8 protein-coding genes and 2 pseudogenes are annotated in these 12,275 nt (G+C 61.4%); 5 read left to right on the top strand and 5 right to left on the bottom strand.

The window, feature by feature from the left end; translation table 11 throughout:
- Nucleotides 1–60: 60 nt before the first annotated feature.
- Both cysS and GQA94_RS16135 read right to left on the bottom strand, forming a co-directional pair.
- On the bottom strand, nucleotides 61–1,446 hold the full coding sequence (gene cysS, locus GQA94_RS16130) for a cysteine--tRNA ligase (RefSeq protein WP_158188976.1): 1,386 nt from the start codon (nucleotides 1,444–1,446) through the stop codon (nucleotides 61–63).
- On the bottom strand, nucleotides 1,446–3,116 hold the full coding sequence (locus GQA94_RS16135; RefSeq protein ID WP_158188977.1) for a glutamine--tRNA ligase/YqeY domain fusion protein: 1,671 nt from the start codon (nucleotides 3,114–3,116) through the stop codon (nucleotides 1,446–1,448). The genes cysS and GQA94_RS16135 overlap by 1 nt, the downstream gene beginning before the upstream one ends.
- 346 nt (nucleotides 3,117–3,462) lie before the next feature.
- On the opposite strand from GQA94_RS16135, the gene GQA94_RS16140 reads away from it, so the two are divergent.
- On the top strand, nucleotides 3,463–3,957 hold the full coding sequence (locus GQA94_RS16140) for a peptidylprolyl isomerase (RefSeq protein ID WP_158188978.1): 495 nt from the start codon (nucleotides 3,463–3,465) through the stop codon (nucleotides 3,955–3,957).
- Nucleotides 3,958–3,962: 5 nt separating this feature from the next.
- A complete protein-coding gene (lpxH, locus tag GQA94_RS16145) occupies nucleotides 3,963–4,685 on the top strand; it encodes a UDP-2,3-diacylglucosamine diphosphatase (RefSeq protein ID WP_158188979.1) in 723 nt (240 codons plus the stop codon).
- Between the two features lies 1 nt (nucleotide 4,686).
- On the opposite strand, the gene GQA94_RS16150 is transcribed toward lpxH, so the two are convergent.
- Complete coding sequence (locus GQA94_RS16150) at nucleotides 4,687–5,292, bottom strand: tRNA-(ms[2]io[6]A)-hydroxylase (protein ID WP_158188980.1); 606 nt, start codon at nucleotides 5,290–5,292, stop codon at nucleotides 4,687–4,689.
- 172 nt (nucleotides 5,293–5,464) lie between these two features.
- Between GQA94_RS16150 and GQA94_RS16155 the strand changes: the two genes are divergently transcribed.
- Nucleotides 5,465–6,325 (top strand): universal stress protein, encoded by an 861-nt coding sequence (locus GQA94_RS16155; protein WP_158188981.1) that lies wholly within the window; start codon nucleotides 5,465–5,467, stop codon nucleotides 6,323–6,325.
- Between the two features lie 52 nt (nucleotides 6,326–6,377).
- Here GQA94_RS16155 and GQA94_RS16160 read toward each other — a convergent pair whose 3' ends face one another.
- Nucleotides 6,378–6,845 (bottom strand): DUF1289 domain-containing protein, encoded by a 468-nt coding sequence (locus tag GQA94_RS16160; RefSeq protein WP_158188982.1) that lies wholly within the window; start codon nucleotides 6,843–6,845, stop codon nucleotides 6,378–6,380.
- 402 nt (nucleotides 6,846–7,247) lie between these two features.
- Here GQA94_RS16160 and acnB point away from each other — a divergent pair.
- Nucleotides 7,248–9,856 (top strand): annotated as a pseudogene (gene acnB, locus GQA94_RS16165) (bifunctional aconitate hydratase 2/2-methylisocitrate dehydratase).
- A 335-nt stretch (nucleotides 9,857–10,191) separates the two neighbouring features.
- Complete coding sequence (locus GQA94_RS16170) at nucleotides 10,192–11,778, top strand: ABC-F family ATPase (protein ID WP_158188983.1); 1,587 nt, start codon at nucleotides 10,192–10,194, stop codon at nucleotides 11,776–11,778.
- A gap of 64 nt (nucleotides 11,779–11,842) precedes the next feature.
- Here the strand turns inward: GQA94_RS16170 and GQA94_RS16175 are convergent.
- A pseudogene (locus GQA94_RS16175) lies at nucleotides 11,843–12,220 on the bottom strand (DUF1294 domain-containing protein); the annotation flags it as partial.
- Between the last annotated feature and the right edge of the window lie 55 nt (nucleotides 12,221–12,275).

A 12,275-nucleotide genomic window follows, 5' to 3' on the forward strand; every position in this document is an offset into this window, starting at 1 on the left:
GGTGTCGGCCGGCTCATATGAACAAGGCCGCACGAGGCGGCCTGGAGTGAACGGTGCGATTTACTCGCCGAGGCGCCACGTCGTGCCGCCTTTGCCATCCTCCAACACCACACCCATGTCAGTCAGTTGATCGCGAATGCGGTCGGACTCTGCCCAGTTCTTCTCGGCACGCGCCTGCAGACGCGCGGCAATCAGCGCCTCTACTTGCGCAGCATCGACCTTGCCCTCGGCACCGGCCTGCAGGAACGCGTCAGGCTCCATCTGCAACACGCCAAGCACGCCGGCCAGCTCTTTCAGCCGGGCCGCCAGCGCAGCAGCAGCCGGAATGTCCGTGTCACGCAGGCGATTGATCTCGCGGACCATCTCGAACATGACCGCACAGGCTTCGGGTGAATTGAAATCGTCATCCATGGCCTCGCCGAAGCGAGCGACGAACGTTTCGCCGCCCTCGGCGGGCACCTCAGGCAAGCCCCGCAGTGCGGTATAGAAGCGTTCGAGCGCGCCCCGGGCTTCTTTCAGGCTGTCTTCGGAATAATTGATCGGGCTGCGATAGTGGCTCGACACCAACAGGTAGCGCACCACTTCGGGCTGGTACTTTTCCAATACCTCGCGAATGGTGAAGAAGTTGCCCAGCGATTTGGACATCTTTTCCCCATCGACACGTACCGCGCCGGCGTGCATCCAGCTATTGGCGTAGCGCTTGCCGGTCGCCGCTTCGCTCTGCGCGATCTCGTTCTCATGGTGCGGGAACACCAGGTCCGGGCCGCCGCCGTGGATGTCGAAGGTCTCGCCCAGGCAACAGGTGGACATCACCGAGCATTCGATATGCCAGCCCGGCCGCCCTGCGCCCCAGGGCGACTCCCAGCTTGGCTCGCCCGGCTTGGCGGCTTTCCAGAGCACGAAGTCCAGCGGGTCTTCCTTGGCTTCGTCGACTTCGATACGCGCACCGATCTTCAAATCTTCGATCTTGCGCCGCGAGAGCTTGCCGTACCCGACGAACTTGCCGACCCGGTAATAGACGTCGCCATTGCCCGGCGCATAGGCGAAACCCTTGTCGATCAGGGTCTGGATCATGCCGTGCATACCGGCGATGTGCTCGGTAGCGCGCGGTTCGATATCCGGACGCAGCACGTTGAGCCGCGCCTCGTCTTCATGCATCGCGGCAATCATGCGCCCGGTCAGGGCCTCGAAGGACTCGCCGTTTTCCTGAGCACGACGGATGATCTTGTCGTCGATATCGGTGATGTTACGCACATAGGTCAGCGCGTAACCGCGCTGGCGCAACCAGCGCGAGACGACGTCGAACGCCACCATGACCCGCGCATGGCCGATGTGGCAGAAGTCATAGACCGTCATGCCGCAGACGTACATGCGCACCTGATTGTCCATCAGCGGCTTGAGCGGTTCCTTGGTCTTGCTCAGCGTGTTGTAGATCGACAACGCCATCACTGGCCTCCCCAGGAGTCGCGCAAGGTCACGGTACGGTTGAACACCATGGCGTCCGGCCGGCTGTCTTTGCTGTCGACGCAGAAATAACCCTCGCGCTCGAACTGGAAGCGATCCTCGGCTTCGGCAGTAGCCAGCGACGGCTCGGCGCGGCAGCCTTTGAGCACGACCAGCGATTCGGGGTTGATATTGTCGAGGAAGCTGCCGCCCTCCTCGTCCTTGTCAGGGTTGGCCGAACGGAACAGGCGGTCGTACAGACGCACCTCGCACTCGACGCTTTCCGCCGCCGGAACCCAGTGGATGACGCCTTTGACCTTGCGGCCTTCAGGGTTCTTGCCCAGCGTTTGCGGGTCGTAGGAGCAGCGCAGTTCGACCACATTGCCGTCGGCATCCTTGATCGCCTCATCGGCACGGATCACGTAGCTGCCACGCAGCCGGACTTCGCCATTGGGCTCGAGCCGCTTGAATCCCTTCGGCGGACTCTCCTCGTAGTCGCCCGCATCGATATAGATTTCCCGCGCGAACGGCAACTGGCGCACGCCCATGTCCTGCTTGGGATGGCGAGGCAGCTCAAGGGTCTCGACCTGACCTTCGGGGTAGTTGGTGATGACCACCTTCAACGGCTTGAGCACGCACATGGCGCGTGGCGCATTGGCGTCCAGGTCTTCGCGAATGGCGAATTCGAGCATGCCGATATCGACCACGCCGCCCGCGCGGTTCACCCCGATCATGTCGCAGAAGGTGCGAATCGAGGCCGGTGTATAACCGCGCCGGCGGTAGCCGCTGAGCGTCGACATCCGTGGGTCATCCCAGCCGCTGACATGCCGTTCATCGACCAGTTGCTTGAGCTTGCGCTTGCTGGTGATGGTGTAGTTCAGATTGAGGCGCGCGAATTCGTACTGGCGTGGGTGCGCCGGGACCGGCAGGTTCGCAAGGAACCACTCATAAAGGGGCCGATGGTCCTCGAACTCCAGGGTGCAAATGGAGTGCGTGATCCCCTCGATGGCATCCGACTGGCCGTGGGTAAAGTCATAGCTCGGGTAGATGCACCAGGCATTACCCGTCTGGTGGTGATGCGCGTGGCGAATGCGATAAAGAATCGGGTCGCGCAGGTTCATGTTCGGCGACGCCATGTCGATCTTCGCCCGCAGTGCCTTGGCGCCATCGGGAAACTCGCCCGCCTTCATCCGGGCGAACAGGTCGAGGTTTTCCTCCACCGAACGGTCGCGGAACGGGCTGTTCTTGCCCGGCTCAGTCAGGCTGCCGCGGTATTCGCGGGCCTGCTCAGGCGTCAGGTCGCAGACGTAGGCCTTGCCCGCTTTGATGAGCTCGACCGCCCACTCATGCAATTGCGCAAAGTAGTTGGAGGCGTAACGCACCTCGCCCGCCCATTCGAACCCGAGCCATCGGACGTCGCTTTTGATCGCGTCGATGTATTCCTGGTCTTCCTTCGCCGGGTTGGTGTCGTCGAAACGAAGGTTGCACTCGCCGCCAAACTCCTTCGCGAGGCCGAAATTCAGGCATATCGACTTGGCGTGGCCGATGTGCAGATACCCGTTCGGCTCAGGCGGAAAACGCGTCACGATCCTGGCATGCTTGCCGGATTCCAGGTCGGCCTGGACGATCGGGCGGAGAAAATTGGTGGCTGCGGTAGTCTCAGGCTTGCTCATGGTGTCCTTAACGATCTGCGAGTGTGCGGCTCAGAGCGGTTTACAAAAATTGCGAGCGATGGTCAGGCAAAGCGGAATCAGCCGGAAAAAGCGAAATGCACAGTGCGACATGAACATTTCGAGGCGGATTTCAACGCGGCATGGCCGAGCGCAGTAATCGGTAAACACGCTCCCAGGGTAGGCCGGCCAAATCAAAGCGCCTATCATAGCGGACCCGTCAACCCCCTGACAGAGCAAAGCGCCCAGCCGCGCAACGCATTGCAGCCGTGACGTCCACTTTCGTCATCGCGCCATCCACGTTCGCGGCGCGATGGCACCCCTCTTCTTATTCAAGGAAGCCTTTCGAATGATCAAGCTCCATACCAACCATGGCGTCATCACCGTCAAGCTGTACGAAGACAAGGCCCCGGAAACGACCGCAAACTTCAAGGAATACGTCAAAAGCGGTCACTACGACGGCACCGTCTTCCACCGCGTGATCAGCAATTTCATGATCCAGGGCGGCGGCTTCGAGCCCGGCATGAAGCAGAAAGCCACCCGCGCGCAGATCAAGAACGAAGCCAACAACGGCCTCTCCAACAAGACCGGCACGCTGGCCATGGCGCGCACCATGGAGCCGCATTCGGCGTCCGCGCAGTTCTTCATCAACGTCAAGGACAACGACTTCCTCGACCACACCGCGCCAACCGTGCAGGGCTGGGGCTACGCCGTGTTCGGCGAAGTGGTCGAGGGCATGGATGTGGTCGAAAAGATCAAGGCCGTCCCCACCACTATGAAGTCCGGGCACCAGGACGTACCGGTAGAAGACGTCGTCATCGAAAAAGCCGAGATCGTCGAGTAACCACGTTGATCCTGCTGATCTCCGATCTTCACCTGGAAGAACAACGCCCGGATATCACCCGGGCGTTTCTTCGTTTTCTCCAGGCCCGAGCGCCCCAGGCCGAGGCGCTCTACATTCTCGGCGATTTTTTCGAAGTCTGGGTCGGCGACGATGCGATGACGCCCTTCCAGCACCAGATTGCCGGCGCACTGTATGCACTGAGCCAAGCGGGTACGCGCATCTATCTGATGCACGGTAACCGCGACTTCATGATCGGCAACGCATTCTGCCGCGAGGCGGGCTGCACGCTGCTGTCCGATCCGCACGTGACCCAGCTCGGCGGAGAACGCACGCTGCTGATGCACGGGGACAGTCTCTGCACCCGAGACGAGGGTTACATGCGCCTGCGGCGGTGGCTGCGCAATCCGATCAGCCTGTTCGTTCTGCAACACCTGCCGCTCGCCACGCGTCAGAAGCTGGCGCAGAAACTGCGGTCGAGCAGCAAAGAACAGACGCGCATGAAAGCCAGCGACATCGTCGACGTGACCCCGAGCGAGGTTCCAAGGGTCATGCAGCGCCATGGCGTTTCCACGCTGATCCATGGCCATACTCACCGCCCGGCCACTCATTCGCTACAGATCGGCGCAGCGCCGGCCACGCGTATCGTGCTGGGCGATTGGGATCGCCAGGGATGGGCCTTGCAGGTCGACGAGTCAGGCTTTCATCAGGCCCCGTTCGACCTTGACTGAATCAGGCGGCGACCGGCACGCCGCTGTGAAAACGAAACTCAGGGTCCGGGCTTTCGATCAGCTCACACTCACGCTCACGCACCCGAACGATCGTCGCGTCGATATCGCCCGCATCGCCATACAGATACGCCAGCTTCAGGTAGTCCTGGAAGTGACGCGCCTCGGACTTGAGCAACCCGTGGTAGAACCTGCCCAGTTCGTCGTCCAGATGCGGCACCAGCATGGCGAAACGCTCGCATGAGCGCGCCTCTATAAAGGCCCCGATCACCAGTGTATCGGTCAGCCGGTATGGCTCGTGGTTGCGCACCAGCTCTCGCAGCCCGGCGGCGTAACGGGATGATCCGATATTGCGCAGGCCGATGTCGCGCTTGCGAATGATCGACAGGACCTGCTCGAAGTGCCGCAATTCTTCCCTGGCCAGACGTGACATCTTGTTCTGCAGATCGGGCTTGTCAACGTAGCGGAACATGAGCTGAAAAGCTGCTCCAGCGGCCTTCTTTTCACAATTGCCGTGATCGATGAGCATCACGTCCTGGTTGCGCAGTGCAACATCGACCCAGGCCGCAGGGGTTACACAGCCCAGAAATTCATTCAATTCGGGAAGCATGGTGGCGTATTCGCAAAAGTGGAGAACGGCAGTGTCGCCGCGATTCGTAAGTCGCGGGCGGAGCATTATACGAGGCGCACGCCGGACGGCCAGCACGGTTTGACGCGCATCACGACCTTCCGGTTTGCCTTGGCTATAGTGAAGTCATACGAAAACCGGAGCGGAGCCGATCATGCAAGCCATTCGCTGTATCCTCGTGGTCATCGACCCGAGGCTGTCTGAAAACCTGGCGCTGAAACGTGCACGCCTGATCGCCAGCGTCAGCCAGTCGCATCTGCATCTGCTGGTCTGTGACGGCAAGCACGATCATGGCCAGTACCTTGCCAACCTGCGCACGGAGCTCGAGGGGCAAGGTCATGCGGTAGCCACGCATCAGGCCTGGCATGACAGCCTCCACCAGACCATCATCGCCGTACAACAAGCCGAAGGCTGTGGGCTGGTCATCAAGCAACATGTCGCCGACAACCCGCTCAAGCGCGCACTGCTGACACCCGATGACTGGAAGCTACTGCGTTACTGCCCCTGCCCCGTCCTGATGGTCAAGACCGAAGCGCCCTGGACCGGCGGCAAGGTGCTCGCGGCTGTCGATGTCGGCAATGCGGATATCGAGCACCGTACGCTGCATGCCAGCATCGTCAACCATGGCCACGAAATCGCTTCCCTTGCCGAGGGTAGCCTGCACGTGATCAGTGCCCACCCTTCGGCCATGCTGTCGGCCGCGGACCCCACCTTCCAGCTTAAGGAAACCATCGAGGCGCGTTACCGTGCGGCCTGTAAACAGTTCCAGGCCGACTTCGACATCCCCGACAGCCATCTCCATATCGAGGAGGGCCCGGCAGATGCCTTGATTCCTCGCGTCTGCCATGAACTCAAGGCCGTGGTTACGGTTATCGGCACGGTTGCCCGCACCGGTTTTTCGGGCGCGCTGATGGGCAATACGGCGGAGGTGATACTGGATGTCCTGGAGAGCGACGTGCTGGTACTCAAACCCGACGATATGATCGACCACCTCGAGACGCTGGCCCGTCGATAAGGGGGCGCGGCGTCTCGCGGCGAGCAAAGCAATTCGACGCTTGCGCGCCGCGCTAGGCCTTCGGCTCGCTCGCAAACCCCGGTGCGATATAGCGGTGGTAGTGGGCCTCCGAGAGAAGAAAGAACTCCCGGTCGATGGCATCGCGCAGCTCCGACAGAGACCAGTCACGAAATTCCGGAAGCAGCGCGACGCCATAGGCGTCGAGCTGCTGGATCACCCGCGCGCCCCTGGCGATAAGCTGATAGGCCCAACAGTAAGGCGACTGCTCGACGACGAAGCGGATCTGCCGACTTTCCAGTTGGCGCCGCAACAGTTGCGCATCGAAGACTTCCAGCTTGGCCGCCATCACCTGCGCCAGTAGCAGCTCCAGACGTCGCCAGACCGAGCGCTTACCCTCCTCGTCATAGGCATTCCAGCTCACCACCTCATGGTGGAAACGCTTGCAGCCGCGACAGACGAGATCACCGTAAACAGTGGAACACAGGCCCACACAGGGGGTTTTGATGCGCTGATTGGACATAAGGGGCGGTGGATCGAAGGACAGCGCCGCATCTTAGACTTTTGTCCAAGCCGGGTCACGGAGCAATCCATCCAATCGACGCCACTTGGCCATACAACCCCCGCCGCGCGCGGGACGGAACCACCCGCCAGGGTCGCTTCCGGCAACCGACGGGTTTCGACCGCCACGGCGTTTCACTTAACTTTACCGGCCCGTTCCAGTAGAATCGCTCCGCCGTTTTCGGCGCCACAATCCGTACGAAGCTGTTTTCAAAGCGTCACGAGCACAGTTGATCCGGTCATCGCCGGATGCGCAGATCCCTCTCTCCTGCGCATCCGGTATCCACCGGCGTAAAACTTTGAAAACAGCTTCCGGATGCGCGTCCCGAGACACCCAAGGGACCAATGATGAGGGTATATAACTGTGCTTGAAGCCTATCGCAAACACGTAGAAGAGCGTGCCGCCCAGGGCGTCGTGCCCCAGCCGCTGAACGCCGAGCAGACCGCAGGCCTGGTCGAACTTCTGAAGAACCCGCCAGCCGGCGAAGAACAATTCCTCCTCGACCTGATCACCAACCGCGTTCCCGCCGGTGTGGATGAAGCGGCCTACGTCAAGGCCGGTTTCCTCGCCGCCATCGCCAAAGGCGAAGCCACCTCGCCGCTGATCAGCAAGCAGCACGCCGTCGAGCTGCTGGGCACCATGCAGGGCGGTTACAACATCGTCACGCTGGTCGAACTGCTGGACAATCCGGAACTGTCCGACGTCACCGCCAAACAACTGAAGCACACCCTGCTGATGTTCGATGCCTTCCATGACGTCGCAGAGAAAGCCAAGGCCGGCAATGCCAATGCCAAGGCCGTCATGCAGTCCTGGGCCGAGGGCGAGTGGTTCAAGAACCGCGCCCCGCTTGCCGAAAAAATCACCCTGACCGTATTCAAGGTCACAGGCGAAACCAACACCGACGACCTGTCGCCGGCACCTGACGCCTGGTCGCGCCCGGACATCCCGCTGCACGCCCTGGCCATGCTGAAAATGGCCCGCGACGGCATCACGCCTGACGTGCCCGGCTCCGTTGGCCCGCTCAAGCAAATGGAAGAACTGAAAGCCAAGGGCTTCCCGGTCGCCTACGTCGGTGACGTGGTCGGTACCGGTTCCTCGCGTAAATCAGCGACCAACTCGGTGCTGTGGTTCTTCGGTGACGACATCCCGAACGTGCCGAACAAGCGCGCGGCGGCTTCTGCTTCGGCACCAAGATCGCGCCGATCTTCTACAACACCATGGAAGATGCCGGCGCCCTGCCGGTCGAGTTCGACTGCTCCGACCTGGCCATGGGCGACGTGATCGACGTCTATCCCTACAAGGGCGAAGTCCGCCGTCATGGCAGCGATGAGCTGGTCACTACCTTCCAGCTGAAAACCGACGTCCTGCTCGACGAAGTTCGCGCTGGCGGCCGTATTCCGCTGATCATCGGTCGCGGCCTGACCGAGAAGGCCCGCGCTGAACTGGGCATGGGTCCATCCGACCTGTTCAAGAAGCCGGAAGCCCCTGCCGAAAGCACCAAGGGCTTCACCCTGGCCCAGAAAATGGTCGGTCGCGCCTGCGGCCTGCCGGAAGGCAAAGGCGTCCGTCCGGGCACCTACTGCGAGCCGAAGATGACCACCGTCGGTTCCCAGGACACCACGGGCCCGATGACCCGTGACGAACTGAAGGACCTGGCTTGCCTGGGCTTCTCCGCCGATCTGGTGATGCAGTCGTTCTGCCACACCGCCGCCTATCCGAAGCCGATCGACGTCACCACGCACCACACCCTGCCGGACTTCATCATGACCCGCGGCGGTGTTTCCCTGCGTCCGGGCGATGGCATCATCCACAGCTGGCTGAACCGCATGCTGCTGCCCGACACCGTCGGTACTGGCGGTGACTCGCACACCCGCTTCCCGATGGGCATCTCCTTCCCGGCCGGTTCCGGTCTGGTCGCCTTTGCTGCCGCCACCGGCGTGATGCCGCTGGACATGCCGGAGTCGGTCCTGGTTCGCTTCAAGGGCAAGATGCAGCCTGGCATCACCTTGCGCGACCTGGTGCATGCGATCCCCTACTACGCCATCCAGAAGGGCCTGCTGACCGTCGAGAAGAAGGGCAAGAAGAACATCTTCTCTGGCCGCATCCTCGAGATCGAAGGGCTGAACGAGCTGACCGTCGAGCAAGCGTTCGAACTGTCCGACGCCTCCGCCGAGCGTTCCGCCGCAGGTTGCACGATCAAGCTGCCGGAAGAAGCAATCGCCGAATACCTGAAGTCGAACATCACCCTGCTGCGTTGGATGATCAGCGAAGGCTACGGCGATGCCCGCACCCTGGAGCGTCGTGCTCAGGCGATGGAAGCCTGGCTGGCCGATCCGAAGCTGATGAGCGCCGACGCCGACGCCGAGTACGCCGAAGTCATCGAAATCGATCTGTCCGAAGTCACCGAGCCGGTTCTTTGCGCGCCGAACGACCCGGACGATGCCCGTCTGCTTTCCAGCGTACAGGGCGAGAAGATCGATGAAGTCTTCATCGGTTCCTGCATGACCAACATCGGCCACTTCCGCGCCGCCGGCAAGCTGCTGGACAAGGTCGAAGGCTCGCTGCCGACTCGTCTGTGGCTGTCGCCGCCGACCAAGATGGACCAGCACCAGCTGACCGAGGAAGGCTACTACGGCATCTACGGTCGCGCCGGTGCGCGTCTGGAAATGCCGGGCTGCTCGCTGTGCATGGGTAACCAGGCCCGGGTCGAAACCGGTTCGACGGTGGTTTCCACCTCGACCCGTAACTTCCCGAACCGCCTGGGCGACGCGACCAACGTGTACCTGGCGTCTGCCGAACTGGCAGCCGTCGCCTCGATCCTGGGTCGCCTGCCGACCGTCGAGGAGTACATGGTCTACGCCGCGCAGATCGACACCATGGCGGCGGACGTGTACCGCTACCTGAGCTTCGATCAGATCGCCGAGTTCCGCGAATCAGCGGCCAAGGCCAGGATCGACGTCGTCGCTGTTTGACGCCGTGACGCTCCGGTAGAAATGCCCGCCTCGCCGGCTGTTCAGAACAGCCCGAACGATGCGATGGCCTGAAAAGCGACGCCCCGACTGGTTCGGGGCGTTTGCTTTGGTGCACTGCCATACACCTGCAAACGCACCTATGCGACAATAGCCGCACTGTCCGGCATGAATCCCCGCATTCGCCCCAACAGCTCGGCCCTGGTGCACTGATGCTGATGTCAACGCATGCCCGCTGGAACACACTCGACTCGGACCGGAGGTTAACCCCGAGCCGGGCTCGATCGCACTGCTTTCACCCGCACCAGCAAGCCCCACGTTATTGATAGGTAAACTCTTTGATCTCCACCGCTAATATCACCATGCAGTTTGGCGCCAAGCCGCTGTTCGAGAACGTTTCCGTGAAGTTCGGCAACGGCAATCGCTACGGCCTGATCGGCGCCAACGGCTGCGGCAAGTCGACCTTCATGAAAATTCTCGGTGGTGATCTCGAACCGTCCGCCGGTCAGGTCATGCTCGAACCCAACGTGCGCCTCGGCAAGCTGCGCCAGGATCAGTTCGCCTACGAAGACTTCAATGTCATCGACGCCGTGATCATGGGTCACGAAGAACTGTGGAAGGTCAAGGCCGAGCGCGAACGCATCTACTCGCTGCCGGAAATGAGCGAAGAAGACGGCATGGCCGTTGCCGAACTGGAAACCGAGTTCGCCGAGATGGACGGCTATACCGCCGAATCGCGCGCTGGCGAGCTGCTGCTGGGCCTGGGTATCCCGCTCGAACAGCACTTCGGGCCGATGAGCGAGGTGGCGCCGGGCTGGAAACTGCGTGTGCTGCTGGCGCAGGCGCTGTTCTCCGATCCGGAAGTGCTGCTGCTGGACGAGCCGACCAACCACCTGGATATCAACACCATCCGCTGGCTGGAAAACATCCTCACGGCGCGCAACAGCACCATGATCATCATTTCCCACGACCGGCACTTCCTCAACAGCGTGTGCACGCACATGGCCGACCTCGACTACGGCGAGCTGCGGCTGTTCCCCGGCAACTACGACGAGTACATGACGGCGGCAACCCAGTCCCGCGAGCAGCTATTGGCCGACAACGCCAAGAAGAAAGCGCAGATCGCTGAATTGCAGACCTTCGTCAGCCGCTTCTCGGCAAACGCGTCGAAAGCCAAGCAGGCCACCTCGCGCGCCAAGCAGATCGACAAGATCCAGTTGGCCGAGGTCAAGCCGTCCAGCCGTGTCAGCCCCTTCATCCGCTTCGAGCAGACCAAGAAGCTGCACCGTCAGGCCGTGACGGTCGAAAACGTGGCCAAAGGCTTCGACGGCAAGACGCTGTTCAAGAACTTCAGTTTTACAGTCGAGGCCGGTGAGCGGGTCGCGATCATCGGGCCGAACGGTATCGGCAAGACCACCCTGCTGCGTACGCTGGTCGGCGAACTGCAGCCTGATGCCGGCTCGGTGAAGTGGACCGAAAGCGCTGACATCGGCTATTACGCCCAGGACCACGCCGACGACTTCGAGGACGACGTGTCGCTGTTCGACTGGATGGGCCAATGGACACAGGGTGGCGAGCAGATCGTGCGCGGCACGCTGGGCCGCATGCTGTTTTCCAACGACGAAATCCTCAAGTCCGTACGCGTGATTTCAGGTGGCGAGCAGGGCCGCATGCTGTTCGGCAAGCTGATCCTGAAAAAGCCCAACGTGCTGGTCATGGACGAACCGACCAACCACCTGGACATGGAATCCATCGAGGCGTTGAACCTGGCGCTGGAGAACTATCCGGGCACCTTGATTTTCGTCAGCCATGACCGTGAATTTGTCGGCTCGCTGGCGACGCGCATCATCGAGCTGTCGGAGACGGGTGTCACTGACTTCAGCGGCACCTATGACGACTACCTGCGCAGCCTTGGCGTGATCTGAGACCCGTCGCCGCCATGAAAAAACGCCCCGTCAATGCGGGGCGTTTTGGTATGGGCCGCTTGTGTCATGCAGGCGGGGCTTGCAGCAGCAATCCGTATACACGCTGAAAAAACAGATAGTCCAGCCAGACCACCTGATGCACCGTGACGATCCCCCAGAACACCAGCTGGAATGATAGTTTGCGGGTCTTGTGTCGCAGCAACTGCTGGGCCAGCAACGCGCCCGGCCAGCCACCGAGCAGTTCGACCAGATGCAAACGCGCCTCCGGCGTGCGCCAGTCTCGGCGCATGGCGCTGCGCTTGTCGTGCCAATACAGACCGAACGCCAAAACGCTCGCCAAGAGATAAACCACGAGCGGCCCGTACATGCCGTGCAGGGTCATCCGTGTCATTCCAAGCAGCGGCATCGGACACAGCAGCGCAAAGCCGCACATCTTCAGCAATCGACCGTTCCCGCTTTTCAATTGATGCGCAGCTCCATTGCATAGCTCCGTTACA

Source organism: Stutzerimonas stutzeri (assembly GCF_009789555.1).
Lineage (GTDB): Bacteria > Pseudomonadota > Gammaproteobacteria > Pseudomonadales > Pseudomonadaceae > Stutzerimonas > Stutzerimonas stutzeri_R.